Source organism: Alteromonas macleodii, from assembly GCF_903772925.1.
In the GTDB taxonomy this organism is placed as follows: domain Bacteria; phylum Pseudomonadota; class Gammaproteobacteria; order Enterobacterales; family Alteromonadaceae; genus Alteromonas; species Alteromonas macleodii_A.
Genome location: NZ_LR812090.1, coordinates 1,198,333 through 1,224,582, shown reverse-complemented (window position 1 = coordinate 1,224,582; position 26,250 = coordinate 1,198,333). Strand labels below are relative to the sequence as shown.

23 protein-coding genes, 1 tRNA gene, 1 other RNA gene and 1 riboswitch are annotated in these 26,250 nt (G+C 43.2%); of the genes, 4 read left to right on the top strand and 21 right to left on the bottom strand.

What is annotated here, in order from left to right; translation table 11 throughout:
• Positions 1-5: 5 nt before the first annotated feature.
• The gene (locus tag PCAR9_RS05340) at positions 6-1,205 is read right to left on the bottom strand and encodes an MFS transporter (RefSeq protein ID WP_179982715.1); all 1,200 of its coding nucleotides are present in this window, start codon (positions 1,203-1,205) and stop codon (positions 6-8) included.
• Positions 1,206-1,393: 188 nt separating this feature from the next.
• Here PCAR9_RS05340 and PCAR9_RS05335 point away from each other — a divergent pair, with 188 nt between their 5' ends.
• Positions 1,394-2,290, top strand: a complete 897-nt coding sequence (locus PCAR9_RS05335) for a LysR family transcriptional regulator (RefSeq protein ID WP_179982714.1) — start codon at positions 1,394-1,396, stop codon at positions 2,288-2,290.
• A 7-nt stretch (positions 2,291-2,297) separates the two neighbouring features.
• Here PCAR9_RS05335 and PCAR9_RS05330 read toward each other — a convergent pair whose 3' ends face one another.
• The 10 genes from PCAR9_RS05330 to PCAR9_RS05285 all read right to left on the bottom strand — a co-directional run bounded on the left by PCAR9_RS05330 (position 2,298) and on the right by PCAR9_RS05285 (position 10,227).
• Positions 2,298-3,227 (bottom strand): DMT family transporter, encoded by a 930-nt coding sequence (locus PCAR9_RS05330; RefSeq protein ID WP_179982713.1) that lies wholly within the window; start codon positions 3,225-3,227, stop codon positions 2,298-2,300.
• A 228-nt stretch (positions 3,228-3,455) separates the two neighbouring features.
• Positions 3,456-3,752, bottom strand: a complete 297-nt coding sequence (locus PCAR9_RS05325; RefSeq protein ID WP_179982712.1) for a 2OG-Fe(II) oxygenase — start codon at positions 3,750-3,752, stop codon at positions 3,456-3,458.
• Between the two features lie 133 nt (positions 3,753-3,885).
• Positions 3,886-4,386, bottom strand: coding sequence for a ribosomal protein S18-alanine N-acetyltransferase (gene rimI, locus PCAR9_RS05320; RefSeq protein WP_179982711.1), 501 nt, complete (start codon positions 4,384-4,386; stop codon positions 3,886-3,888).
• 9 nt (positions 4,387-4,395) lie between these two features.
• Entirely contained in the window at positions 4,396-5,064 is a 669-nt protein-coding gene (locus tag PCAR9_RS05315) for an alanine acetyltransferase (RefSeq protein ID WP_179982710.1), read from the bottom strand.
• Between the two features lie 343 nt (positions 5,065-5,407).
• Positions 5,408-5,484, bottom strand: a tRNA-Trp gene (locus PCAR9_RS05310).
• 187 nt (positions 5,485-5,671) lie between these two features.
• Entirely contained in the window at positions 5,672-6,532 is an 861-nt protein-coding gene (locus PCAR9_RS05305) for a phosphotransferase (protein ID WP_179982709.1), read from the bottom strand.
• Positions 6,498-7,142 carry a nicotinamide riboside transporter PnuC gene (gene pnuC, locus PCAR9_RS05300; RefSeq protein ID WP_179982708.1) on the bottom strand — a complete coding sequence of 215 codons (645 nt, stop codon included), beginning with the start codon at positions 7,140-7,142 and terminating at the stop codon, positions 6,498-6,500. The genes PCAR9_RS05305 and pnuC overlap by 35 nt, the downstream gene beginning before the upstream one ends.
• A complete protein-coding gene (locus PCAR9_RS05295; protein WP_025254439.1) occupies positions 7,142-7,405 on the bottom strand; it encodes a hypothetical protein in 264 nt (87 codons plus the stop codon). Before PCAR9_RS05295 ends, pnuC begins: the two co-directional genes overlap by 1 nt.
• 15 nt (positions 7,406-7,420) lie before the next feature.
• Positions 7,421-9,511: a TonB-dependent receptor gene (locus tag PCAR9_RS05290; protein WP_179982707.1), complete on the bottom strand. Its 2,091-nt coding sequence runs from the start codon at positions 9,509-9,511 to the stop codon at positions 7,421-7,423.
• A 55-nt stretch (positions 9,512-9,566) separates the two neighbouring features.
• A riboswitch (TPP riboswitch) is annotated at positions 9,567-9,670 on the bottom strand.
• 131 nt (positions 9,671-9,801) lie between these two features.
• Positions 9,802-10,227 (bottom strand): acyl-CoA thioesterase, encoded by a 426-nt coding sequence (locus tag PCAR9_RS05285; RefSeq protein ID WP_025254437.1) that lies wholly within the window; start codon positions 10,225-10,227, stop codon positions 9,802-9,804.
• Positions 10,228-10,286: 59 nt separating this feature from the next.
• Between PCAR9_RS05285 and PCAR9_RS05280 the strand changes: the two genes are divergently transcribed.
• The gene (locus PCAR9_RS05280) at positions 10,287-12,560 is read left to right on the top strand and encodes a GNAT family N-acetyltransferase (protein WP_179982706.1); all 2,274 of its coding nucleotides are present in this window, start codon (positions 10,287-10,289) and stop codon (positions 12,558-12,560) included.
• A gap of 166 nt (positions 12,561-12,726) precedes the next feature.
• On the opposite strand, the gene PCAR9_RS05275 is transcribed toward PCAR9_RS05280, so the two are convergent.
• From PCAR9_RS05275 to PCAR9_RS05240, 8 genes are all read right to left on the bottom strand, one after another.
• Positions 12,727-13,992, bottom strand: a complete 1,266-nt coding sequence (locus PCAR9_RS05275) for a tetratricopeptide repeat protein (RefSeq protein ID WP_179982705.1) — start codon at positions 13,990-13,992, stop codon at positions 12,727-12,729.
• 2 nt (positions 13,993-13,994) lie between these two features.
• Positions 13,995-14,606 carry an energy transducer TonB gene (locus tag PCAR9_RS05270; protein WP_118489932.1) on the bottom strand — a complete coding sequence of 204 codons (612 nt, stop codon included), beginning with the start codon at positions 14,604-14,606 and terminating at the stop codon, positions 13,995-13,997.
• A 1-nt stretch (position 14,607) separates the two neighbouring features.
• Complete coding sequence (locus PCAR9_RS05265) at positions 14,608-15,006, bottom strand: ExbD/TolR family protein (RefSeq protein WP_039222950.1); 399 nt, start codon at positions 15,004-15,006, stop codon at positions 14,608-14,610.
• A gap of 11 nt (positions 15,007-15,017) precedes the next feature.
• A complete protein-coding gene (locus PCAR9_RS05260) occupies positions 15,018-15,542 on the bottom strand; it encodes a MotA/TolQ/ExbB proton channel family protein (RefSeq protein WP_012517736.1) in 525 nt (174 codons plus the stop codon).
• Position 15,543: 1 nt separating this feature from the next.
• A complete protein-coding gene (locus tag PCAR9_RS05255; protein WP_179982704.1) occupies positions 15,544-16,902 on the bottom strand; it encodes a MotA/TolQ/ExbB proton channel family protein in 1,359 nt (452 codons plus the stop codon).
• Between the two features lie 6 nt (positions 16,903-16,908).
• Positions 16,909-17,670, bottom strand: coding sequence for a DUF3450 domain-containing protein (locus PCAR9_RS05250; protein ID WP_179982703.1), 762 nt, complete (start codon positions 17,668-17,670; stop codon positions 16,909-16,911).
• 1,403 nt (positions 17,671-19,073) lie between these two features.
• Positions 19,074-21,893 (bottom strand): TonB-dependent receptor plug domain-containing protein, encoded by a 2,820-nt coding sequence (locus tag PCAR9_RS05245; protein ID WP_179982702.1) that lies wholly within the window; start codon positions 21,891-21,893, stop codon positions 19,074-19,076.
• Between the two features lie 498 nt (positions 21,894-22,391).
• Positions 22,392-23,483, bottom strand: a complete 1,092-nt coding sequence (locus PCAR9_RS05240; RefSeq protein ID WP_179982701.1) for a tryptophan 2,3-dioxygenase family protein — start codon at positions 23,481-23,483, stop codon at positions 22,392-22,394.
• A gap of 321 nt (positions 23,484-23,804) precedes the next feature.
• Between PCAR9_RS05240 and PCAR9_RS05235 the strand changes: the two genes are divergently transcribed.
• Positions 23,805-24,110 carry a late competence development ComFB family protein gene (locus PCAR9_RS05235; protein ID WP_179982700.1) on the top strand — a complete coding sequence of 102 codons (306 nt, stop codon included), beginning with the start codon at positions 23,805-23,807 and terminating at the stop codon, positions 24,108-24,110.
• 15 nt (positions 24,111-24,125) lie between these two features.
• Here PCAR9_RS05235 and ffs read toward each other — a convergent pair.
• Positions 24,126-24,222, bottom strand: an RNA gene (ffs, locus tag PCAR9_RS05230) — signal recognition particle sRNA small type.
• A gap of 86 nt (positions 24,223-24,308) precedes the next feature.
• A complete protein-coding gene (locus tag PCAR9_RS05225; protein WP_179982699.1) occupies positions 24,309-25,367 on the bottom strand; it encodes a Glu/Leu/Phe/Val dehydrogenase dimerization domain-containing protein in 1,059 nt (352 codons plus the stop codon).
• 319 nt (positions 25,368-25,686) lie between these two features.
• Between PCAR9_RS05225 and PCAR9_RS05220 the strand changes: the two genes are divergently transcribed.
• Positions 25,687-26,154 (top strand): Lrp/AsnC family transcriptional regulator, encoded by a 468-nt coding sequence (locus PCAR9_RS05220; protein WP_014948689.1) that lies wholly within the window; start codon positions 25,687-25,689, stop codon positions 26,152-26,154.
• The last annotated feature ends 96 nt before the right edge of the window (positions 26,155-26,250 follow it).

The window sequence follows — 26,250 nt, the reverse complement described above, 5'->3', positions numbered from 1 at the left end:
CCTCCCTACGCGCTCGTTGTATTATTCGCCGTATTCGCAGTACTGAGTGCGCGCTTGTCTAAGTAGCCGCTGTAACGTGTAACAAGTAACGCTGCAACAGAAATAATTGCGCCAATCCATGCGGTATCTGATAGCTGCATGCCGTCTACAATTGCACCGCCCAGAATTGAACCCACTGCTATGCCAATGTTAAATGCCGCGATATTTAAACCTGAAGCGACATCAACAGCATTAGGGGTAAACTTCTCTGCTAATTGGACAACGTACACCTGAAGTCCTGGAACATTGCCAAAGGCAAAGGCGCCCCATACCAAAACAGTAATCACTGCGGCAACTTTACTGCCCATGGTAAACGTCAGGGCAAACAAGATGACTGCAAGGGCTGAAAAGATGATAGTTAACGCGCGGATTGGGCCTTTTTTGTCAGCAAGCTTGCCGCCATAAATATTGCCTACCGCGACAGATACACCGTAAACCAGCATAATTAAGCTGATGGCTGAGGGCGCAAACCCCGCCTCTTCCTGCAATATAGGAGCGAGATAGGTGAATGCCGTAAATGTGCCTCCATAGCCCAATATCGTCATTAGATACACTAATACCAGACGAGGCTGAACCAACACCTTCATTTGTTCACTCAAGGTGGCCGGTTTACTTTGTTTAAGGTTGTTCGGTACCAGCAACGCACTGCCGATTAGCGCAATAGTGCCTAGCGCGGAAACCACAAGGAAGGTTGCTCTCCAACCGAAGTTTTGACCAATCCAGGTACCCAAAGGTACGCCAGTAACCAAGGCTACGGTTAAGCCCGTAAACATAATGGCAATAGCACTGGCTTCTTTTTCTTTCGCCACTAGCCCTGTAGCAATAGTTGACCCTATGGAAAAGAACACACCGTGCGCTAAGCCTGTCAAAATGCGAGCTAAAATTAAGCTCTCGTAGCTAGGCGCTTGCCAGGCAAGAATATTACCAGCCACAAATAGCGCCATTAAGCTAAGCAGAACATGCTTTCTATTCCACTTTCCCGTAAGGGCGGTAAGAACCGGTGCGCCAACGGCAACGCCAACGGCGTACAAGCTTACAAGTAAGCCTGCGCTCGGTAACGTAACGCCAAGATCTGCCGCAATTGTCGGCACAAGTCCCACTATCACGAACTCTGTTGTGCCAATAGCAAACGCACTTAACGTTAATGCAAATAATGCAATAGGCATTTTAATTATCCTCAAAAAGTAATTAACGAGATGGCATCACTAACAATGCCACCGTTGGCTTCTAGAACGGCTAGATCGTTTTTTGAAAGCCATTAATAAAGTGCGTACAGTTTGACGATAAATTTATTTGCAAAAAACAGCACTAATGACAAAATACTTTTGCGATATATGAAAATATAAGGTGTGTAATGCCAGTCTTATCAAGAACTGAAGATTTAGAAGCTTTCCTAACCGTTGTGGATACAGGTAGTTTTTCCAGTGCAGCCAATTTACTTAATCAGCAGGTTGCGAAAGTCAGCAGAGCGGTAACCCGGCTGGAAGATGGCTTAGACGTAACCCTGTTGAACCGCACTACCAGACGATTAGAGCTAACAGAAGAAGGTGAGCTTTTTCTCCAATATGCCAGAGACGGGCTAAACGTATTGGAAAAAGGCGAAGAAGCATTGCGATTGTTAAAGCGCGCCCCGTCAGGCAAGCTGCGTGTAGATGCAGCAAGTCCTTTCGTGCTGCACCAACTTGCGCCGTTAGTGGGCGAGTTTCAAGAAGCATTTCCTGACATTACGCTCGATATTACGAGTCACGATAGTATTATCGACTTGTTAGAACACAAAACCGACATTGCAATACGCATTGGTGATTTAAGCGACTCTAACTTGCACGCTAGACGTTTAGGAAAAAGTAAACTGCATATTGTGGCAAGTCCGCAGTACCTTGAAAAGTATCCTTTACCTGAAGGTGGCGGTAACGCGAGTTCATTGAGTAACCACAAACTGATTGGTTTTAGCGACTCACCAAATTTGAATAAGTGGCCACTTAAGCAAGATATCAACTTGCAATACAGCCTTCATGCGTCAAGCGGTGAAACCATTCGACAACTATGCATTGCAGGGCAAGGTATAGCTTTACTTTCACACTTTATGGTTCACAGGGATATTAGCGAGGGAAGACTCATAGCGCTATTTAACGACGATATAATCAGCCCAAATCGCAGAGAATCGGTGCAAGCGGTGTACTACAAAAATAGCGCCGTATCGTCTCGCATCTCTGCATTTTTAGACTTTATACAACCTCGCTTAACTCTTTAAACAGCGATTACTTTCTGCGTCCTTTGCCTAGTATTTTCTTAAGCATGCTTGGTGAAAGGCCGTTTACGATTAGCGCGGCTATCATCAATATTGCACCGGCCATAACCATAGGCAGCAGCGTTTCTTTAAGCAATATCACAGAGCTTACATAGCCCACTATCGGCGTAAGTGTACTAATAAGCACGATTTTATCCGGGGGTAATTTAGGCCCTGCCGCTACCATGAGGCCAAACCCGAGACCCGTTGCCACTGGACCAATGTACGCCAGTAGTAACCAATCGCTTATATCGTATGCCCCAAAGTTAGGTGTTGGCTCTACTATGAGAGCAATAGCAAGCATGGCAAAACCAGCAATGGTGAATTGCCAGAAGACAGCTTCAATAACGCTACCTTTCCATTTATGAAAAGACACCCGACGAATAGCGATCGCCCACAATGCAGACGCTAACAGCATCCCAAACAGGGGTAGCCATGCTCCCGGTTGCCCCGAGGCGAATAGGATCATTGCGCAGCCAATAGTAGAAATGCCGGTAAGAATTAATCGTTTAGAGGGCGGGCGCTGTCGATACCATAGCGTGTCGATAAGCAGCATCCAAAGTGGTGTGGTGTAAATGAGAATACTGGCCGTGCCTGCAGGGATAAACTGCAGGGAAACGGTAATAAGCCCCATCGATAGGATAAACTGGAAAAACGCGACAACAAACACCACCGAGCGATCTTTACGGTTTAGCACAGGAAGACGCTTTTTGGTGATTAATACAAACAACGCAAGTACAGGAAGACTTAACAAAAAGCGCAGGCACACCATCCAGACAGGCCCTACAATCTCTAGCCCTAACTTCATACCTGGCCAGTTAAGTCCCAAACACAACACCGCAACCAAAAGCATTTTAATACCTTTTGATTGCTCTTTTTCCGCCAACGATATTGAAGACATGCGTTTTAAAAAATCCAATTACACGAACTGCTTTAAGAGAAGTATCCACCGCCGAGTAAGATGAATGTGGGCAGGGAATTGTAAGGGCGCAAATATAAGTGAATTGGCGGCGAATTGAAACCTTGCCTACCGTAGAATGATGATAATTTATCGACCAAATGGTCAACTTTTTAAACACCTGTGGAAACTTTGCTATACGGGGCTTTCGTCACGGTATATAAACTTGCCTCACAGGTACAAGGCAATGGAGAGTAGCTTACGCTCTCCCTTCTCTATTTTACTGACACTGTGCATATATTTGTCAGGTCGAAAGAAGTAAATACGGTTGAATAGACTAAAAATGACTTTCTCCGCCCAAAACTGCCCACCCAGCTTTGGCTTTTTTAGCACCACGTTAAATTTGAAATAACGCCCGCTTCCCATAGGGTCGTTATGCTCTAACACACGATGCCCTTCTTTATAGGTAACCACATTTATGGCAAATCGTTTAGACGAGACTATTGCCTTGTTGAGCACTTTGGCCATGCTAATTCTACCTTGGGTGAAGAGAACATGATGCAATTTAAACACGCACGGCTATGCGCTGGAAAGCGCATGCTGAGTTCGGATAGTGCTTTAATATGCGTGAAACGTATATGGCTACCGGTGGAGCCATAGACTAGATTAGGTTTGGGTTTGCCCACTTCATGATTTTAGCGTTTTCTTTTTGTGCGATATTTCTATTAATACCGCTTTTGTCGTTATCGCTACTTTCTACGGTGTAATAGTTTTTACGAGTTTCGATGTGTTCAAAACCTGAACTTTCGTACAGAGAAATAGCCGCGTAATTACTTTCACGTACTTCTAGCCAGATTTCACCCATGCCATTTTTCACCGACATTTCAACGACAAAATCAACTAAAGCCCGCCCTACTCCATTGCCTCTAGCGTTTTTATCTACAGCAATATCCATTAGCGTTGCTTCATCAACAACTTCAAGCATAATGGCATAGCCGATTACCTCGTCACATTCAAAGGCAAACACTCCGTAATAGGGTTTAGTAAAGCAATCCGCAAAGGTGCTTAACTTCCAAGGTACGACTTGTGAGTGCTGATGGATAACATGTGCACTTTCAATATGCTTATCAAAGCTTTCAGGCGTTACGATGACTAACTTCATAGGTTTAGACTATTGGGGCGAAACGGAAGCGTTGTTTAACGCTTTCCCCGCGCTAACAAGCTGTGCCCAAAGCGCCCTTTTTTGCTCGGTGGTGAGTTTAAGCGGTGCGGCTGGCAATACAATGGCTGATTCGTTTACAGATAGCGTACGACCAATCATAACTGTGCTAGACCAATAAGAAGGAATACCTAACTGAACACAGGCTAGCTGTAAGTCTTTTAGCCATTGTTGTGACTTCGCTCTCTGCTCAGCACTTAACGGAATACCTTCTGGCGATGCGGGCCCTTTTGCTTCGCTTTGCGCAACTTCTAATTTATTAGCGACATTTTTATCAGCTGCCTCATTTGTTAGCGCACGACGAGTAGGCGTTTCGTCTGAAACAGCAACTTTAAGCTTAGGTTTATCTTTTGCTCCACTGCCTACATTTGCCCTTAATTGGGCAAGGCGTGACTGTTTTTCTTCTTGAGAGATAGGCGTTGATGGCGGCTTATTTTCCTGACCGTTTTGTCTAAAAGGTGTTTGTGGCGATGTACTAACAGCCGCGCCATGTATTGGTGCTGAGGCGTTGCCTTCTTTTAAGCCTTCCTGCTTTTTCATTTTCGCATGGGCGTCTTTAGTGATCCACACTGGGATCCCCATTTCCTGTAATACCGCCTGCTGATATGAAGTAAGAGACATTGCGTAAAAGACCTAAAGTAAATAAACCGTTATTTGCCCAAGTTTACTAAAGTTGCTGGGCTGAATGAATAACTATCGCATTCTTTTACCTAAAGTGCGCTATGTAGTAAGCACACAAAGTTTAAGAAACCCTACCGTAAGTCCGTCAAACACCGGCACCTTTTACTTTACAAGTATTAGCTGGCGCATAGGCTCTTGAGTATTTAAACCCAGGTTATAAAACACTAAAGGTAAGCATTGCGAATCAAAAGTATGATGAATAATTTTGTAGAAAAAACTTAATGAGAAGTTTATAAGGAGATATTTTTTATGTTTGAACTAGATTGTTCATAAGAAGAGAAAGTGGCAGGGGTGGAGGGACTCGAACCCCCAACCATCGGTTTTGGAGACCGCTGTTCTACCAATTCGAACTACACCCCTAGCGCGCTGTGCATTATACGGATGACATTAAAAAGGTAAAGCCTTTTTATCACTACCATGCACTGCATGCTTAATTAACACGCAATACGCTGTTTTTTCAATCGAATAACGTCAAATATGCCTGTTTAAGCTGACCATTGAACTAGCCTTACGCAAAGGCAAGCCTAAAGCGCTTTACGCTTTGCGTCTAATTACTTTTATTCGCATTAAGCGCGGCAAACCACAGGTCGTTTGTTATATGAACAATGTCTGAATGTAGCTTGAACTTGTCCATTGCATCGCCTTCGTCAACATTCATGATATTTGCATAGTGGGCAACTAATTCTTCGCTTTCATTCTTGTTAAGTTTATTGATAAGGCAACAGCTTGCTAAGTCGAAATAACGATTTCCCATTGCGGCATACTCCCAATCAATGATTTTTATCGTGCTGTTGGTACCAAGCAATAGGTGATTAATCAACAAGTCGTTGTGGCACAACACGCAGTCTTCATCGTCTTGCTCACTTTTGATTACGTTGTTTTGAAATGCTCGCGCCCTCAAGTAAAGGTCCTTACTCGTATCAAGCTTTGCAGCATTACAATAATGCTGCCATCTCGCAACTAGGTTTAATGGCCTTGCGGTAATAGACAACGAATGAATACGCGCGAGGGTTTCAGCCAACGTGTGTGAAGGAGGTCTAGTTGAAGAAAGCCCTGCACTTACACTATGACTTTCCCACTGTTCTACCCAGATGGTTTCGTCATCGCTTAGCCAGATTGGCTGCGGCGCTATCCCCACGCCATATAATTGTTGCTGTAAAGTAAACTGATGTTTGCGTTCCACACCACTGAAATCATCATCGCCCAGCCACTTAACCGCTAAATCGATGGGGACATCTTCAAGCTTTTGATGGGCAGTAATGTGAGGGTTACCTTCACTTAAACTCAATAGGCTATTTGCTGGGTCTTGAACGCGATAAACACGGTTTACCGCGCCAGCAGGATGTACCGAAACATCTGCACTCTCGCTAAGATTAAGCGCCTTTTGCAGCGTGGCTATGATATCCAACCTGTTCACCTTGTTTCTTATATTGCACAAGCCATTGATAATAACCAAATACTGCGAAGCCCACGTATCCTAGGAACAGGCAGGCAGACAGTGCGTAGCCCACCTGCAGGTATAAATATGCCGAAGCTAAATTTATGAAAAACCAGTAAACCCAGTTTTGCAGAATTTTATGCGCCACCATAAATGTGGTAACCACACTCAATAAGTTAATGCTTGCATCTAATAGTAGGTACTCACTATTAAATTGCGAACCAGCCACTTCAGAGAGACCCCATGCGAGTAATAACATGCTTGGGACAATGAGCGAGTGCAGCCACAGCGGCCAATGAAGCACGGGCTTAACCTCGCCATCTTCCGCCCCTTTCGACCACTGATAATACCCGTACCCTGCCATTATCATGTAAAAGAAATTAAGCGCAGATTGAAATGGCAAGGTCACTTGCCAGAATAACCAAGTATAAATAGCTGTGCTTACAAAGGCACAGAGCCAGCACCAGCTATTTTGTTTAGCTGCTAATAATACATAGGCGATGGCAAGTACAACCGCTACCCACTCTAACAGTGAAGTAGCGGCAATTTGAGAAGTGAACTCAGAAAAGAAGTTAGTCATTAAGATGACTTTCTTGCTTGCATAGCATCGAAGTTTAAAAACTTAGCAACGAAAATAGCCTGCCCCACTTCTTCGTGAGTTCTCTGCATTTCATCGCCGAGTACTTTCATTACTACAGCGTAATCCCCCGTTACCTGGGTACTAGTAGAACATGTTGTCACCGTGATATCGCTATAGCTGTTTAACCTATCAATGAAGTCTTGAATAGGTGGTATATATTCGTTTACCAAAGGGTACAACGACAGTTCAACCATAACTTGCATGTCTTTTTCCTTTTTTTAAAACGCGTATTTAACAGTGATACCAAACTGGCGACCGTTACCTATTTGGTAATATGGTTCGTTAAACGCATACTCATCGCGAGGGTCGTTGCTGAAACCACCAAAACCTCGAGTGTAATACTCGCGGTCAAACGCATTTTGGATCCACAGCGAGGTCTGCCAGTCACCGTGTAAAACTACGATTTCTGAATTAACCAGCGTCGTGCTTGGTGCAGTAACATCATGGCCGTCGGAAAAACGGTATTCGCTTTTATAGTCTACATCTACGCGCCATATCATAGTGTCTGTAAGTGCGTACTCACTGTAAAGGTTTGCGGTCCACTTTGGTGACTGAGCCTGTCTTTGCTCAGATACTTCAGTACCGTCTGCTAGTGTATACCCTTCAAATGTAGCGCTTAAGTAACCAACACTTGCATCTAACTGCCATGCATCGTTTGCAAACCAACTCAGTTCAAGCTCGGCCCCTTTGTTTGTTCCTAAATCAGCATTATCGATAATATCTACAAAACCTGCCGTGCCGTCATCACGGGTGATAACGTCAAAATCACTTACCTGCGTATCTGTCCTGTCCATGTAGAAAATTGCCGCACGAGCAACAAGATCAGGCGTAAGCAACGGGCCTTTTACACCCACTTCATAGTTCCAGTTGTATTCTTCGTCAAAGAAACGTTGATTATCGTTTACTCGGCTGTCGGGATTAAAGCCAGCGCCTTTAAAACCGCGTGAAATGCTACCGTAGTAGAAGTGATCACCCTGCGTATACTGAAGCGCTACTTTTCCGCCAACCATGGTGGTGTCAAACGCGCGTGTAAGTTGGTTGTTATCGGCGTAATCGAAGTCATAGTTTTCTATTCTCAACCCGGCTACAAGCACTAGGTTTTCATTCAACCGGCTTTCCGTCTGAGCATAGATAGCAGTAGTCGTTGGGGTATATTCACTGGCAAAGTCACTATCCAAATACGTGTATTCACGCAGTAACTTTTCTTCTGTGTTTTTATAAAATATGCCTAAGGTCCAGTCTGTCATACCGTCGAAAAGTGCGGCACTGTCAGACGACACAAAACGCACCTCACCGGTTTCCGTTTTAACGTCTCGGTAGTACGCATCAAAAGACGTATAACCCCACGGGTGGAAGCCATCGAATGTCCAATCTTCATCGTAGCCATACGCGATGTTATGAGACGCATGAGTGGCAATAAGGATGAAGTCGCCCGCCGCAGTATTTGTTGTAGAACGTGCACTTACAGCGTGCGTTTGGTGTTCGTCAAAACCTGGCTCGTCAGACAGTGTTTTGTTGTCGTTATCAAGCGAAAACGCATCGTAGCCGTTGTCAATATCATACCAGCGGTAGGTAAGTGCAAGTGTGGTTCGTTCGTCTACGTTGCCTTCAACAGCAAAGCGCAACGCGGTCTCATCGATATTATTAGTATCGCTTCTATCCAGGAATGTATTCTCTACAAATCCATCGCTACGGTTATGAACTAGCGCTACGCGATATCCCCAATCGGAATTGATATCGTCTCCCGTTGCCCCTTCAACACGATAACTATCTTTGTTACCAATACGCGCTTCTACATAGTCTGGCGCGTCGCTACCTACGTTATTACTAGAAAGCTTAACAGCTCCGGCGAGTGCCCCTGTGCCGTAAAGCGTAGCCTGAGGTCCGCGATAGACTTCTAGTTGCTTGGTATCAAAAATGATACCTGCTGCAGCTAGGCCTGAAAAATCAAACTCATCGACAATAAAGCTTACAGAAGGGTTGATTGGTTCAGCAAACTGGCTACGCTCGCCAATACCGCGAATTTGCACGAAGCGACCACGAGAAGCACCCGCTGCAAAATTAACGTTTGGAATACTGTTTAACACACTGTCGATGTGACTTGGCTGCCTGCTGCGAAGTCGCTCTTGGTCTAAAATAGTCGCGCTAGCACTTAGCTGGTCAAGTGTAGTTTGTCGAAAGTCACCAGATACAACGACTCGTTCAATATCAGAAGGCGTGTTTTTTGACGTGTCGTTCGCTGCAGATTCTTGTGCATAGGCAGCAACAGAACTTGCTAGCAATGATAGTGTGAAAAGTGTTTTATACATGGGATCTCTTGTTCTTATTGAAGAAAAAAGATCCGGGTCTAACGGCAGGTGATAAGGCTATGCTGTGAACCATCCCTACGCCGGTATTATCCGGATCAGGTTTAAGGGTTCCCACTTACGTGGATCTCAGACCGAAAACGGACACCCCTTGGTATATAGTGTTGGGCCACTCAAATAGTAACCTCAACGTCTGCGACGGAGTCTACCAGTTCAATACACGCCGTCAAGCAGATAAGACATTAAGCTAAGGTCATAATTTTTATATAATATAAGGCATGCAGAGCCGAAGGCTATTCAGCGTTAATATTCATATTAAGACGACGAACTTCATCGTCAGTCTGTGCTTTTAACCCTTCTAGCGTTTTGCCGTGTGCTGTTGGTTGGCGAGTATCTGGGTCTACCTTTACGAAAACGATGTCATCTGCAAAGCAGATAGTTTTTTTAGTGGCCTTATTGCGCACTAGGCAACTTACGGTAATAGATGACCGACCTACCGCCTTGGTTTCCAGACCAAACTCTACAATATCACCTTGCATCGCAGGTGATTCAAAACTAATTTCGCCAATATGCTTAGTCACTAAACAATTGGTCTCTAACTGACAGATTGCCCAAATGGCAGCCTCTTCGTCTATCCATTCTAACGCGCGGCCACCGAACAAAGAATTGGCGTAATTAAGATCATTTGGCATAACTAAACGCCGAGAAAGAAAGCGCATTCGAATTCCTCACAATAAATCGCTACTATAGCGTAAGATTATACCGAAAAAACTGATTCATGGCGCTAAATCAATTACGTGAATGGCTTCTTGCCCCCTACAGTAAAAATAACTGCGAAAATAGCTCACACCTATCAGATATAAATTACCTAGTTCACCGAAGAATGCTGGTAATTTCAGGTAATGATACGTTTTGTGAAGCGGCGTTATCCATAATTCAAACTTCAGCTGATGAAACTGAATTTTTGAGCCTAGCCACCTTTACTAGTACTGAGTTGAAGGGAAAAAAACGCAAAAAAGTGCTAGGCAGCGAGTACGATATTGCGACATTGGATTGTAGGGATTCCTTTAAGCCTGGTGATGCAATGGCAGTGGCAGGCATAGTAAAACACCAGGGGTGTTTAGTGCTTATCTGTCCCGAGTTGGAACAGTGGAGCAGCAATGCTTCAGTTTCTTTTCTTTCAGAAGGCTTTACGCTCACCCATAGCCGATACCTGGCACGTTTTATTAAATGCCTGCGTGCGAATACTGGCATAGCAATACTTACTGAATCTACAGCTAGGCTACCGGGTTTAGCAACCTATCGAGTAGAAAAGCGCTCCTTAGAAAATGCTTATAGAGGTTCGTTGTTCCGCTCTAAAGAGCAAGAATGCGCATATGGCCAATTGTACCAGTCTTACTCGCTAAATAAGTTGAACGCTTTGGTCACTGCTCCGCGAGGAAGAGGTAAATCTTCTTTGTTAGGCATATTTATTGACAGCCTAGTAAGGAAAGGGAAAAACGTGCTTCTCACTAGCGAGCAGCATGAAAACGTTGCTAACGTAATGTCTCAGCTTCATCAATTTGACGTCACCAACAAAACAGATTACCAGTTTCATCATACCGACTCCATCAATAAAGAGCAGCGTTCCGTAGACGCACGAAGGGCGTGTTTAGGCTCTGTAAAATGGGTACCTCCTGACAGCGAATTACTTCATACCCAAAATAGCAAAAACAATACAACATTTGACCTTGTTGTGGTTGATGAAGCCGCCTCAATGCCCCTGCCAGTCGTAAACCGAATAATAGCGACTAACCCTCAGTGGATTTTGAGCACCACGCTACAAGGCTATGAAGGCTCGGGAAACGGATTTATTCATAAACTCATTCCTAACTTGCCCAATGGTAGCATTCATTTAACGCTGTCGACCCCACTGCGATGGTTCGAAAATGACCCTATCGAAGCATTCTTTAAAAGCACATGCTTGTTTGAGAGCAAAACTGCAAACGATAACGTCACAAATATTGAATCAGAAGATAGCGTCGAACTAATAGAGAAATGCAATTTCTGTTTACGTTCTTTTGAAAACGTTAATGAAAGCACGCTTCAGCAAATTATGTCCCTTCTTGCGCTGGCGCACTACCAAACCACGCCTGACGATTTTATGCGGTTACTGGATAGCCCTGACGTTATGGTTGCCACACTGAAGTTAGGCACCCTTGTGGTAGCAGCCGCAATTATAAATATTGAAGGTGGTATCAAGTTAACCCATGTATCAACAGGTATTGCGTCGGGGCGCCGCCGACCTAAAGGCCATCTAGCTGCGCAAAGGCTTACCCTGCTTTCTACCGATCCTAAAGCGGCCACACACAAGTATTGGAGAGTTAACCGTATCGCTGTACATCCAAAGCTTCAAGGAAGAGGCGTCGGTAGTTATGTAGTAAATAAAGTCGTTGACGAAGCCCGGGAACAATTAATAGATGCAACTTGCACGTCCTACGGTACCACATTGAAGCTAGATAACTTTTGGACTCAAAATGGTTTTGACATAGTTGATTATGGCAGAAAACCTAACAAGGCCAGTGGTGAGACGAGCGCGTTAGCTTTGCTGCCCCTTTCCCCCAAAACAACTGAACTTGTAACCAACCTCAAATCATTAAAGGCCAGCTTTGACGGCGCTAATGTAAATGAACTGTCTAAAACCGTGCTCGATATCTATGTGACAAAGCTCGCTCAGTTTATTCAAGGTTATAGGACGTTAGATGATGTTTGGCCAATTTTGCATAAGATGTCGAAAGAGGCGCAATCTGTCTCTCAAATAGAAACGCAAAGTCTTGCAAGAGATTGCAGCAATATGCCTAGAATAGCTGGGGATACGCAGGAAACGTTGGCGCTACTGATAAATGTGATAAACAAAAAGAGTTACTTAACAGCGCTATTCAGTCATTCAAACATAGATATAAAGCGTATCAAAGGCGTTTTAAGTAATAATGGAACTATCGTAAATGGCTTGAAAGAAACCACATCAATAATAAGAACTGAGTTGTGTGCCGCTTTTGACCAATTTCAATAAAACCCGTAAGTCTCCTCATTAAATACTGAAGCTTAATTTTTACTATCCTGTTGCCTTTGATAATAGCCTTGATCTTACTTTCCTTCTTAGCTTTTCTTCTTACTTAAACAAAAGTTTAAGGCATAAAAAAAGCCTCCCGAAGGAGGCTTTTGGCTAAATCCGAATATTAGATATTAATACCACGGTTTTTAGCTTTTTCCTTGATGTAAGGTTCCCACGCAGCCGCGTTACGACGTAGTGAGCGATCTTTCTTAGCTTCTTGTACATGCTTGTATGCAGATCTGAAGTTACCCGCGTAGAAGTTCGCTTCCATAAGAGTGAAGTGAATCTTCTCTGGGTTTTCAGCGCCACGTTCTAGAGCATTTTCTAGAGCTTTGATAGCACCTTTATAATCTTCTGCTACAAGTAAAAGCGTACCTTGTTTACGATAATGCTCAGGGTCTGAACTCTTAGCCGCAGCTTGTGCATACAAGTTTGCCGCTGTTTTAAAGTTTTTAGCCTGGTGATATGCATTAGCGATATTCGCAATCATATCAGCATCGTTCTTTAACAAGCCTTCTTTCATGTGCTTTTCAAGCAGTTTGGCAGCCTTGTAAGGCATACCATTACTTTGATAAAGCTGAGCAAGCGTTTTAATTTCTGAATCTTTTTCTAGATAGCCTTGCATGTAAGCAAGTTCTAGTGTTGAAAGACCTTTTTTGTAGTCTTCAACTAAGATGTAGAAAAAACCAAGACGCGACCACCAAGTCTTTTCCTGAGGGAAAGTACTAACGAGGTCTTCCGCTACAGAAACCGTTTCAGGGTACATCTTACGCTCGTAGTAAGAAGTTAGCTTAAGAACATAAGGGTTCTTATTTGGCTCTTCATACAAAGCAATAGCCTTGTCTGCTGGCTCAATCATTTTAGCTAACTGCTTAGACTCAAAGTAAGCTTGCGCTAGGCGAGTATACACATCAGCATCTTCCTTACAGGTAAATTCCATCCACTTGTTATACCATTTGATGGCATCAGTGTACTTCTCTTCCTGCATGCTCAAATCACCTATTAATTTAAGTGTCTGAGAGTGCTCTGTGTCGTTAAGTACTTTTGGTTCAACTGAGTCGACCAAGTAGTTTAACGCTTTACCGCCCTGACCTTCTTGTGAAGCCAATAAGTTACCGATGAAACGTTTAACGTAGGCTTTGTCAAAATCGTCCGATGGGTCGATTTCATAAAGTACGTTTAACGCTTCGGTAAGCTGGTCTTCATTATAGAATTCAAAAGCTTTTTGAACCTTCTTACCGGTACGCTCACCTACTAGCGTTGTTTTACCCTTCTCATATCCAGGGCAAACAACAGGTGCCGACTGCGCTAGAGCAGCGGGTGCAGAAAGCACCGCACCTGCGCCTAGCACTAAAGCAACGGCTGACATTTTGAATGTACGTTTCATCATGATCATTGCTCCAGTTTAAAGTCTAGCTGTACGAACATGCCTGTTTGTCTAACTGGCTTGCCATCAACGATCTTAGGCTTGTATTTCCACTTACGTAGAGCACGACGTGCTTCACGATCGAATACGCGCTTAGGTTCAGCTTCGATAACTTCGATATCTTCAACACCACCAACTTCGTTGATAGTGAAAGACAGTCTTACCCAACCTTCGCGGCCGTCACGGGCTGCATCAGGTGGATATTTCGGGTCGATACGAACGATAGGTGTAGCTTCACCGTCACGTTGCATTGCACCAACACCACCGATGTTTACACCAACACCACCTGTGTCAATAGCTGGAATAGCTAAGCTAAAGCCATCTGCATCAGGTTCCGCTGTTTCCGGCTCTACCTGCTCCATTTTCGGAGGCTGTGGAGGCGGAGGTGGCGGTGGTGGTGGAACACGAGTACGCGTTTGCGTCTGGTCGTCTGGTTCCTGCATTACAATATCGATAACCGGTGCAGGCGGTACTTCGTCTGCTGGTCTAGATGAATTTTCAATCAACTTGGCCATTAGAACGAACAGGGCAAATGCGACCGCAGCACCTAATACAATAGATACAAGTATACGTAACATCTTATCCCCTTGCCGCTACCGAGACTCGGTTAACGCCAGCGGCTTTAACCTGATCCATAATTTCAACTACTAAACCATGCTTCGCTTTAATATCAGCTTGAATGATTACGTAGTCAGTTGGCTGCTCGGTAAGCAGTCTTTCAATATTCGCTCTTACGCTGTCCGGCGCTACTTCACGCTTATCTAGCCATACATTTCCGTCTTCCGTTACGGCGATGAAAATGTTTGCATTTTTGTGAAGAATCGCCTGGCTCGCATCTGGCTTGTTGACTTCGATCCCTGCTTCCTTAACGAAAACAGTGGTAACGATAAAGAAGATCAGCATGATAAACACGATATCCAACATGGGTGTCATGTCGATCTGTGCATCTTCTTCCTCGGTTCTGACTTTTCGAGCCATAATCTCTCTCTCTAATGATGTGGCAGGCTATCAACTAGCCCTTCTCTTGCCAGCTTCACTTTCGCTTCAAGACGAGAACTGATGAACAGTCCTGATAGCGCGGCTACCATTCCCGCCATTGTCGGGATAGTTGCCATAGAGATACCAGCCGCCATTAGACGTGCGTTGCTGGTGCCCTGTGTTGCCATTGTCTCGAAAACGCTGATCATTCCGGTCACTGTTCCAAGTAGACCGATTAACGGACACATTGCAATAATGGTTCTGATAATCAGCATTCTAGCGTTTAGATCGTCTGACGCTTGAGAAATCCACGCGTCACGGATTCTATGCGCATACCATGATGTGGTATCTGCTCGGGCATCCCAATTCGCGATGATGTTTTTCTTCACCTTTGGGAAGACCGAGGTTAAATACCAGTAACGCTCAATCATTAAAACCCACATGAGAAAGAGCGCGGCAGCAACGAAGTAAAGTACGTCACCGCCGGTAGCGATAAAGTCCCTGACCGATTCGAATAATCCAATCAGGTAATTCATATTACGCTTTCTCCGACTCTGAGTGAGCAGCTACGATACCCGCAGTTTGCTCATCAAGAATGTGGATGATTGACTTGCTACGAGAAGCTACGATGCTGTGAGTAAGGATTAGAGGCAGAGCCGCGATAATACCTTGAGCAGTAGTTACAAGAGCCATTGAGATACTTCCTGCCATCATACGTGGGTCACCAGTACCGAATAGTGTGATGGTTTGGAACGTCTCGATCATACCAAGTACTGTACCTAGTAGACCTAGTAGAGGAGCAATCGCTGCGAAAATCTTGATTACGTTGATGCCGCTTTCAATTTTTGGAAGCTCGCGAAGAATCGCTTCATCAAGTTTAAGTTCAAGGTTTTCTGCATCAGCAGTTTTGTTCTCTTGGTAAACTTTAAGAATACGACCTAGAGGGTTACCTTCAGATGGACTGTTTACGTTCTTAAGCTGTGAACGCATTTTACCACCAGTGATGGTTAGCGTAATCATTTTGTAAAGACCGATAAGTAGACCGACAGCTAGCATTAGCGTGATTGTGTAACCTACTGGACCACCCGCGTGATAACGCTCAGACATAGTCGCTTTCTGCTTCAATAGACCAAGGATACCGCCTTGAGAAGGGTCAGCGTAGAAAGGAGTGAAACCTGAAGTCGCGTCGATTAGGTCTTCAGCAGACGCTACGAAGTGACCGTCTGGTTGACGACCTAGAGGCTGAACAACTTCAGACTCTGCATCGTAAGCTAGGTAACCATCTTGGCCAACAAGGTTGAAAGTACCGATACGAACAACTTCTTGCTCTGAAGAACCGCCGTCTAGGTTAACTACTTCAGTAGTAAACCTAACTACTTCACCACCTTCAGTCATTTCTTTCTGAAGTGCAAACCATAGGTCTTCTAGTTCTTTGATGTTAGGAAGACCTTTAGAATCTTCAGACATCTCAGCTAGGAACTGGCTGCGGCCAGGGAACTGTGCACTAACGATTGATGTAGAGATACGACCATAAGCTTCAGAAGATGCTTGACGTACTACACCAAACATTTCGCCAAGTGTACCAGTTGCCTGATCTAGCTCAGCGGCTTTTTCGTTTAGTGTTACTTCGTTGTCTGAGAATTGCTTCTGTAGACGGTCGCCACGATCTTGCTCAGCTTTAAGGCCTGCTTGAGCTTTACGAAGAAGCGCTTGCTTGTCAGCACGTGCTGATTGGAATTCAGCTTCGCGTTGCTTGTCTAGACGTGCTTCAGAAACACGGTTCTGTTGAACCTGCTCTAGAAGGTCTTTCAGGCTCTTTGCTTCCTGAGCTTGCGCTCCGGTTGCCGCAACTGCAACTGTCGCAGCGGCTAAAAGAGATTTGAATACTGGTTTCATTAACAATTACTCCGCTGCGCTAATTGGTAGTTTAACAAGAGCCGCAGGAATGGTGCCGTTAGCCATTTTTACTGCGTCAATAGTTGAAGAAAGGTACTCATCACCTAGCTTCTCCCAAGTGCGGCTTTCATTGTTCCAAACCCATGCGTGAGTTTGGTCAAGTGAAAGTGCTAGTAGAGCCGTACGACCTAGGTTAAAGAAGTCAACAGTAACTTCTGTACCTGCGTCGTCGATAGTACCTTGGTAAGAATTGATCTTAGTACCGTACTCAACTTCAACCAGATAAGCTTCTAGTACCTGACGGAACTGTTCAGAAACAGTAACGTTAGAGTTAGCCATTAGGTCGCGAAGACGCTCAACGCGCTGCAGACGCTCTTCCAAACGAATTGGACGGTCTAGCTTGATGAATTGCTCTAGGCTGTCAATCATGCGGAACATAAGAGGAACGATGCCCTGCTTAGTTTCTTCGATGCTGTCGATTTGACGTTGTAGAGAGTCGATACCGCGTTGCTGGTCAGCAACTAGACTTGCGATATAATCATTGTAGATTTTAAGGTTTTCTGTCTCATCTACTGTTTGACGATACTCAACAAGTAGTTCTTGAGATTGCTCAAACAACGTGTTGATTTTTTCTTGAGATTTCGCCGCAGCCGCGTGGATTTTTGCTTCTTCTTTATGAAGATCTTCAAGCGTGTCTGCAGAGACTGCACTACCTGTTAGTGCGAATGCACCCATAACAGTAGAAGCAATAAGAGTTCTCTTGCTCATTTTGGACATAGTTCCCAACCAAATTTCTTATTTGAATCCTCGCCGATAAGGAAAATATTCGGGCAAGGGGCGTATAAAACTTTCACAATTTTGTTTCAGGAATGTAGCTCTGACATTAATAGTCAGTACTACGAACGTATTATATTCACATGGATTGCTCGGTAGAGTCAAGCTAGCAAAGTACTTGCAGCCGAGAAGTGGAGATTAATTGTTCACTCAGCGTCCAATTAATCACCTTTTATGCAATCTGTTTGTTAATAAATTAACCTGAAGGACATATTGCACGTTAACATTCACAGTTAGTGGTTAAAAATACGACAAGTTACTGCCTTTTTATAGCACTAATTGTGGTGCCTATTAAACCTCTTTTATCGGATATATCTGACACACTAATATCAACAAAATCGTTACACATTAATTTACTTTTGAGTAACGTAATTTTTTCAGAATCGCTCGCAGCGTCGATTAAATCCGATAGTCTTACGCCATGAGATCTTAATTCTTTATCGTATACTTCAACGATAGCCTCTTTCTTTCGAACGATTTTTAATTCATAACCGTCTTCAAGAGTTAGGGGAAATTAGTATCGTAAAGGGCACATTGGTTTTCACTGACAAAGTATTCGACTTCACCATTTAGCTTCAATCGAATGTTCTCTCTACCCTGAGTAATCTTTTAGCGCTATTGAAAAACGCTTTCTACCCGATTGATACTAATATATTCAGCTTTTTCGAAGTACTCGGACAGCACTTAGATTTATAAACAAATGCAACATTCGCCCTTTCCATTCCTGTACTCGAATGCCACATATTAGTTTTCTATCAATAAAACCCGCTCATGTCAGGTGTTAATACACAAAAATAAAAATTAACCCTTCTTCTATGCGAAACTGCAGTGGTCTCTTCGTTATAAGCTATCTGAAGAAATCTAACTTTTTGTTTTGAAAGATTGCTTTTGATTGTTTAAGCCTATTCTGAGCAAATATCAGTGTAGTTCGTCGAAAGGCCCAAGAGCAAGAAAAGTCAACGTCTACTGTAAGTAAGCTGATTTTATGTTGCAGATTCAGAATCCACCAATCTACCATACTATGCGATGACTTCGTCACAGGCTACTTATCTAATAAACAAGCGAAAGATTTGGGTAAAGCTTTAATAATAGTGAAATGGTATTTTTACAATGTCATTTAAGTACGCACCAAGAGAAGATTTAAGGAATAAAGACGCGACATGGAAAGTGTAAAGTTAATTTACTTCGTAACTTTATTTGATGAGGAGGTAAAAACATGATTAAAGCTAGTCATTAAATATAAATTCAAAAAAGCTTTTTAATAGTGATTCGCAAATAAAAAAGCAAGCCAGCTATTATTACCTGACTTGCTTTCACTCAAGAACGTAACGCTTTAATTAGAAACGAGCAGTAAAGCTAGCTTGCATATATCGACCTGTTACATCATAAGCTTCTGATACAGTGTTGATACCAGTACCGCCGTTTACTGAGCTTTGGTTAGCTACAGGAGGTTGTTTATCAAAAGCGTTTCTTACTACCAGAGATATGTCCATATTGTCACTGATCACGTAAGAAGCCGAAACATCATGATATATAACTGATGGAAATTCGTTATACTCTTCCAGTGGCGCGAAGTTAGTGAAGTTATAGTTATTCCCTTCAACAGAGTCAACTGATGATGCCCAATAGCGCATTCTCCATGTGAAGTTCCAGTCTTCATAACCATAAGACAGGTTAAGATTAGCGCGGTCATCTGGGTATAGGACTTCACCAGCAAAATCTACAGCGTCACCTGATTCAATACCCGTTACTATGTATTCAGAAGTATGATTCCAGATAAAGTTTACACCAAACTGGCCGCCTACTAGGTCAGTGGTGTACGCCACTTCTACATCGAAGCCTTTAGTATCGATGTCGTTTTCATTACTCGTACCACTATTAACTTCAGTAAGCGCACCATTCGCATCGCGAACAACGTCTCCACCACAGTTTGGATCGAAATTGGTGCTCTCGAAGCAACGTCTAACCACTGTAGAGCGTGAAGTGGTGCTTATCGCGTCCTCAATCGAAATATCATAGTAATCTACGGTTAGAGATAAACCATCCATGACTTGCCATACAGCACCAGCACTCCAGTTATCTGAAGTTTCCGGTTCAACATCGGGGTTACCACCAACAGTACCGCCAGTACTTTGTGACTCGACTTGTGTTAGAACAAACTCTCCGTCACGGGCAACTCGTGCCGAAATCTCGGGAATAGATAAACAATTTTCTGCTATCGTACCTGTGCTGTCTGCAGTGATCCCAGAACAAGGGTCTGAAACCCCTGCGAAAGTTTCTCCTCGACCGCCAAATAAGTCAGCGATGTTAGGAGTACGTATCGCTGTTGCTGCTGAAGCACGGAGCTTAAGCGTATCAATAGGTGAATATTCAACACCTAGATTCCACGTAGTTTCACCGCCCACGATTTCATGGTCAGCATAGCGAGCTGCAGCGTCTACAATCAAGTTCTCTAAAACCGGAATGCTTGTTTCTATAAATACATCGTTTGTGTAAAAACTACCGTCTGTAGCATCTGCCTGGTTAGTACTCGAAGCACCTACTTGAGCAAAATCGCCAGGTTGGAATTGACCTTTCTCTAAACGGTGCTCAACACCAACGGCCACGTTAACAAAACCGCCCGGAAGTTCTAAAGGGGTCTCTCCGACAACGGTGGCACCGAAAATAAACTGTTCTGCTTCACCAGTTGCTTTCGCTGGAGTACTTACATATCGAACAGCTTCTTCAGAAATAGTTCCTTCACCCCAGATGTTAAGAGGAACACATCCATATAAACGCGCAGTTTCATCTGCGCACACGATTTCGCCAGTGTCAGGATCTTCTACTACATTAAATGCTTGATAAGCACGCTCTAAATTTACTTGGCCACCATTCTCTTGCCATTGGTCGGTTTTACCCCAACTAACAAAAGTATTAAGTGCCCAGTTATCGTCAATGTTCCAATCAAGTCCAGTTGCTATACGTACTGTGTCGCGCTCCATATTGGTTGAACGAGCTCCAAACTCAACCATACGTCTTACAGTCCATGGAATGTTGTCATCCATTGTGAGGCCGTCGTTCATCAAGTTTTGTACCAGCAAATCTGGAAGCATAGGATTTGACATACTAATGCCACCTGTACCACCACGTGACGGTTTAAAAACGTCTTTTACGTCAAAAGGAGTAGGTTCAGTTGTAGAGTCATACGTTTCAGATGAGTTCCAGTTCGCTTCAGCAAAATATTGAACATCATCGTTTAGCTCTTGTTTAAAGTTAAATGCAACATATTTACGCTCAAGAGGTGTTACTAATTGACGATAAGAGGCACGGTTAAATGAATCTTCAGATCCAACATACGGTGTACCGTCACCATTGTAAGACGACCCAACTCGACCTTGTGGAGGGTAAGAGGAATTCTGAATATCTACATATTCATTACCATTTTCATCTAGGAAAACCGCTTGATCATAACGAGAAAAATCTCTATCAGAAGCTTTTAAACCTTTGTCGTCATCATAGCCCATTGCGATAGTAACGCTTCCAGAGTCCCAAGAGTTACCTGCAGTGATGTTTATTGCATTTTTCTCTCTGTCAGACTCTCCTGAAATTCCGCTAGTTACATTTACTTCAACGCCTTCAAAATCGGAGCGAGTAATGATGTTAACTACCCCTGCCACGGCGTCTGAACCATAAATTGCAGACGAAGCGCTTTTAAGAATTTCAATGCGCTCAATCATTGATGCGGGGATAGAGTTAAGATCAACTGCGTAACCACTAGAAGGAGATACGCCAGAAACGAAACGACGACCGTTGACCAAAACAAGAGTTCTTGATTCACCTAGGTTACGTAAAGCCGTTGTATTAAGACCGACTGCAGTAGTTGAAAAAGAACTATTTGATTGATCGCTTGACGCAATTGAAACAGGTGATTGATTTAGTACGTCTGCCGCGTTGATTGCACCGATTGATAAAATTTCATTACGTCCGATTACCGTAATTGGAACTGGTGATTCAATATCGGTACGCTGAATACGAGAACCAGTTATCTGAATTTTTTCAACTGTTTCAGCAGATTGCTCTTCTTGTGCGTTAACAGCACCTGAAAATGAAAAAGCGGACGCAGCACCAAACGCGCACGCTAGCTTGACTGATTTAGCCAGCTTAGAATTTGTAAGCATGTATTGTCTCCCTGGACTTGAAAATACGTTTTAGCATTTCAGCATCGTCTTTATAACGATTTATTATTAATAAGGTTTGGACCTCATAATGATAATAAACACAAGCACAATTCAGGGTCAATAAGGATCAGATAAACGGTTCTGAAAAGTTCAATTTTTTTTTGGCACTTCAGAGAAAATTGTAACAAAATAGCTACAAAATCGAAATAAAGTCTTTTATTACAGATAGATAAAATGTAAAAAAAGAACTAACTTTTTTTCTGATTATTTTTCATACCGCTCGCTCAAAGTGGTTATAATTTAATCTTTTGCAGGTTGAATTTTGTGCCGTAATTTAAAATCAAAAGATAATTGAAAGGACGCTTTAATTTTACTTAAAAACTTTAAATGCAAATTTATGAGGTTAAACAACCCTAGATATTTCTTTTTACTTGGCCTCTAGACGAACAAAAAAATGCTGAAAAAAATTATAAGATAAAATTAATGAATTAAGTTTACTCACTGCTGTAGATAAAAACCCAAATATTTACGCACTGCTTCGGGCAGTTCAGGCAACACACTTTTAGGCAGTAAAAAAGTTGCCATGTTGAAGAAATCTAGAAATATGCGATTGGACTCGGTGGTTTTCTTTAGATAGTGGTGACCAGAAGAGCCGCCCGTCCCTATTTTAGTACCCAGCATACGCTGAACCATCATTGCATGACGATATCGCCATATCGTTAATTGCTCATCCACTTCAGTAAGTGCTGTGATAAGTTGAAAAGGAAGATTGAATATTGGCTCTTCCGAGTATTGCTTTATAAATAAAGCTGAGAGCATGGCCTTATGGCTTAAACGGAACTTATCTTCACCTCGAAGTTTTTCAAATCTAGTTTCATCAAATAAGGCATCGAAGTTTTCTCTAGTGGCTTTTAGATCCTTCAGCTCCTGACGCTTTTCTGTCTCCGACAACATATCACTAGTAGAAATGGTGCTATGGTCATCTTTCAACATTTCGTCAGCAGCATTTTTATAGTATTGCCAAAAGTCGAACCCTTCAGTTTTTAAAAGGGGCATGCGAGAAAGCCAATCATCGACCAATTCAAACAAGCTCGGCTTGCTTTCTAAACTTTCGAGTAATGCTCGGTCCTTGTCAGTAAGCCGGTTATAAAAGCTTTGCTTGTCAAAATCGATCCTAAAATCACGTTTTAAGCCAAGAGAAATTTCTAAACGTTTGAACTGGATACTCTGAAAGCCCGATGCGGGCACAAGATAATCTCGAAACGACAGAAATTGCTGCGGTGTCATGGTTTCCATGATGGCAATTTGGTCGTTCATAAGCTTTTGAATTTGTATGATTCGCTGCAGTCTGTGTACAACTAACGTTAACTGCTGGTCTTTCACCGTTTCTTGGTTAAACGTATCAATAACGGCATTGAGTTCGTGAAGGACCTGTTTAAACCAGAGTTCGTAAACCTGATGTACGATAATGAACAACATCTCTTCGTGGGCCGCATCGCCGTATTTCTCGCTTTGCAATTCTTGCGCACCTAGTACCTTATCTAGATGCAAGTAATCGCCGTAGTAGCAGGGCTCTATATTTTTCTTCATTTTATTATTGCCTTATTACTGATTTGAACCGTGTAATACTAACACCGTCACCTCGACATCCCCAGAATACAAGCTATACATTATAAGGTTACATAGCTAAGGGTAATGTCGTATCGCGGTGGGCGTAAACGAATGTATCCATTACAAGTGTAAAGGCGTAATCTGAACTAAAGGTTATAATTAAGCTAAGAATTTCTTAAGCTCAAAGGCTTTCTTGATCTAGGGCTCTTTTAAGCTTGAGGCTAGTTGTGTAACGTATTGCTTGCATACTATTCATAACGCTAAAGCACGATGCTTACAAAAACTATAAGGGGAACGAAGGTGAAACTAGACGACGATATTCACAATTATTATGAGCACTTGGTCTTAGAAAGAATTAGTAAACTGGGTCTTGATACGACCAAAAGCCCCGATTATTTGGCAGATTTGTGCTGCCTTGCGCTCAATCAGGTTCCGCCGCGTTACATTCGATATGAAGTTGATATGGCATTTTACCTGCCGCAAAGTGAACGCAACCAAATGGAAATGAATGTTGAGCACGCGATTAGCAAAGCACTGAAATATTTAGACGAAGCAGATAAAAGTAAGAAAGAAAATACGGAAGAAGGTATAGAAGAAGTAGAATAAGAGATTTGGGTGGCAGGCCTTCAGCCACATCCCGGCACATGAGTCGTCTGCTGCGGCTGCTCCCTTCCAGGCCTGACCGGGTTCACAGAGTATCATTGCGGGAGGACCAAAAGCCCACCATAGAAAACCGCATTCAAAGCAAAGTCATTCGCCCCTGCCTGAGTGCGGGGCGCATTATGACTATTTGGCCAAGAGTTTTCAACCCTTTATAGAAAATCTCTCTTCAGCAATTACATTTGCGACACGGTTAGTCGCCGCCCCCTCCTGCTCAGCGCGGGTATAAATTTCTTTTAGCGTTTCGCCAATTTGTTCAATATGTGCGCGTAATGCTTCGTTAGAACTCGATTCCATACGCTGATGGAAGATATCAATAACCCCCCCTGCATTGATCACATAATCTGGCGCATACAATATGCCGCGCTGTTGAAGTAACTCACCAATGTCTTCGCGAGCTAGCTGGTTGTTTGCTGCACCTGCAATCACTGTGGCTTTAATCGCCGGTAGCGTTTGGTCATTTATTGCAGCACCTAATGCACAAGGTGCAAGTACATCCACATCTAAACTCAAAATCTCTTCAGGCGCTACCGCAGTTGCACCGAACTCACTCACCGCTTTCTCCACGCCTTCAGGATAAATATCAGCAACGTAAAGTTTAGCGCCATGTTCATGTAAATGCTTAGCAAGACGATAGCCAACGTGCCCCATTCCTTGAATGGCCACACTGACTCCATCCAAGCTGCGCTTCAATCCATACTCTACGGTAGCCTTTAAACCAACAAAAACACCATATGCCGTTGACGGTGCGGGGTTTCCATCGGGGACTTCACCCGCATAGTGATACTGAGCTTTAACACCCGCTATGTAATCAGACTCAGTTGCCATGGTTTGTAAATCAGTTACTGAAATGCCTGAATCTTCAGCGGTGAAGTATTTTCCACCCAATGATTCTACGAATTTACCCATCGCTTTCATCATTTCCGGCGATTTTGCTTTACGAGGGTCACCAATTATTACCGACTTGCCGCCGCCAAGCTCTAAATTGGCCATCGCAGCTTTATATGTCATTCCTTTAGATAATCTCAATACGTCGGTCAACGCCTCACTACTGTTAACATAGGGCCACATCCTACAGCCGCCAAGCGCTGGGCCGAGGTTGGTGTTGTGTACAGCAATAATGGCACTCAGGCCCGCCTTCTCGTCGTGATAAAACGCAACGTGTTCGTGATTATCGAACTCTGGGTGATCAAAAACTGACATATTTTCCCTATTAATACTGTGATGAGTTAAAGCCTATCCAAGTCTGAGCTGTCACGAATTCTAGACGGTGCTCATTTGGAATGATGTGAGAGTCTGATAACAATTTGCGATACACTTATTGGCTTAGCGTCGGCATCGCAAAGATCATCAACATTTTGAAAAGTGTATCTGATAATTCTGAGGACATGCCTTGCAAAGTTTGTTAATGAATTTTACAAACTGAAACGCAATAGAATTGAATACTATTTTTCTAGGACAGCTATCCTAGAATTTATTTTGATATATAATAAACATCATAAAGACGACGGAAACAGTGTTAATGAAATTGGATAAGTTTGACCGTGAGATTTTACGCGTACTTCAGCAAGACGCCACGGTATCAATGGCAGATTTAAGTCAACGTGTTGGATTGTCACATACACCATGTTGGCGTCGCGTAAAGAGAATGGAAGCCGATGGAATCATCCTAGGTAAAGTTACTTTGCTAAATAGCAAAAAACTCAATTTGGGCGTATCAGTTTTTATCTACGTTACGCTCAAAAACCATGACGGTGACTCGCTGACCGACTTTGAAAATGCGGTTCAAAATATCGATGAAATAGTAGAGTGCCACACCACAAGCGGTGAAAAAGACTATTTGCTGAAAGTGATAGTGGAAAGTATTGAAGAATACGAATTTTTACTTAAAACGAAATTGACGCATCTTCCCCTTGTGGACCACTTAAGCTCAACATTTGCATTGAAGCAAGTGAAAAACACCACCGAACTTCCCATTAAACGTCAATAACAAAAAATGATGGGGTCAGAGTCTGAGGGATCCCCCACGAATTTAATTTCATGTTCCTTCAGCCCAGGCTACGTCAACTATAGAGCTGTACCACTT

Excerpts from the sequence above, each read along its gene's own strand:
- PCAR9_RS05340 (WP_179982715.1), bottom strand. The coding sequence starts at position 1,205 with ATGCCTATTGCATTATTTGCATTAACGTTAAGTGCGTTTGCTATTGGC.
- PCAR9_RS05335 (WP_179982714.1), top strand. The coding sequence starts at position 1,394 with ATGCCAGTCTTATCAAGAACTGAAGATTTAGAAGCTTTCCTAACCGTT.
- PCAR9_RS05330 (WP_179982713.1), bottom strand. The coding sequence starts at position 3,227 with ATGTCTTCAATATCGTTGGCGGAAAAAGAGCAATCAAAAGGTATTAAA.
- PCAR9_RS05325 (WP_179982712.1), bottom strand. The coding sequence starts at position 3,752 with ATGGCCAAAGTGCTCAACAAGGCAATAGTCTCGTCTAAACGATTTGCC.
- rimI (WP_179982711.1), bottom strand. The coding sequence starts at position 4,386 with ATGAAGTTAGTCATCGTAACGCCTGAAAGCTTTGATAAGCATATTGAA.
- PCAR9_RS05315 (WP_179982710.1), bottom strand. The coding sequence starts at position 5,064 with ATGTCTCTTACTTCATATCAGCAGGCGGTATTACAGGAAATGGGGATC.
- pnuC (WP_179982708.1), bottom strand. The coding sequence starts at position 7,142 with ATGACTAACTTCTTTTCTGAGTTCACTTCTCAAATTGCCGCTACTTCA.
- PCAR9_RS05295 (WP_025254439.1), bottom strand. The coding sequence starts at position 7,405 with ATGCAAGTTATGGTTGAACTGTCGTTGTACCCTTTGGTAAACGAATAT.
- PCAR9_RS05290 (WP_179982707.1), bottom strand. The coding sequence starts at position 9,511 with ATGTATAAAACACTTTTCACACTATCATTGCTAGCAAGTTCTGTTGCT.
- PCAR9_RS05285 (WP_025254437.1), bottom strand. The coding sequence starts at position 10,227 with ATGCGCTTTCTTTCTCGGCGTTTAGTTATGCCAAATGATCTTAATTAC.
- PCAR9_RS05280 (WP_179982706.1), top strand. The coding sequence starts at position 10,287 with ATGGCGCTAAATCAATTACGTGAATGGCTTCTTGCCCCCTACAGTAAA.
- PCAR9_RS05275 (WP_179982705.1), bottom strand. The coding sequence starts at position 13,992 with ATGATGAAACGTACATTCAAAATGTCAGCCGTTGCTTTAGTGCTAGGC.
- PCAR9_RS05270 (WP_118489932.1), bottom strand. The coding sequence starts at position 14,606 with ATGTTACGTATACTTGTATCTATTGTATTAGGTGCTGCGGTCGCATTT.
- PCAR9_RS05265 (WP_039222950.1), bottom strand. The coding sequence starts at position 15,006 with ATGGCTCGAAAAGTCAGAACCGAGGAAGAAGATGCACAGATCGACATG.
- PCAR9_RS05260 (WP_012517736.1), bottom strand. The coding sequence starts at position 15,542 with ATGAATTACCTGATTGGATTATTCGAATCGGTCAGGGACTTTATCGCT.
- PCAR9_RS05255 (WP_179982704.1), bottom strand. The coding sequence starts at position 16,902 with ATGAAACCAGTATTCAAATCTCTTTTAGCCGCTGCGACAGTTGCAGTT.
- PCAR9_RS05250 (WP_179982703.1), bottom strand. The coding sequence starts at position 17,670 with ATGAGCAAGAGAACTCTTATTGCTTCTACTGTTATGGGTGCATTCGCA.
- PCAR9_RS05245 (WP_179982702.1), bottom strand. The coding sequence starts at position 21,893 with ATGCTTACAAATTCTAAGCTGGCTAAATCAGTCAAGCTAGCGTGCGCG.
- PCAR9_RS05240 (WP_179982701.1), bottom strand. The coding sequence starts at position 23,483 with ATGAAGAAAAATATAGAGCCCTGCTACTACGGCGATTACTTGCATCTA.
- PCAR9_RS05225 (WP_179982699.1), bottom strand. The coding sequence starts at position 25,367 with ATGTCAGTTTTTGATCACCCAGAGTTCGATAATCACGAACACGTTGCG.
- PCAR9_RS05220 (WP_014948689.1), top strand. The coding sequence starts at position 25,687 with ATGAAATTGGATAAGTTTGACCGTGAGATTTTACGCGTACTTCAGCAA.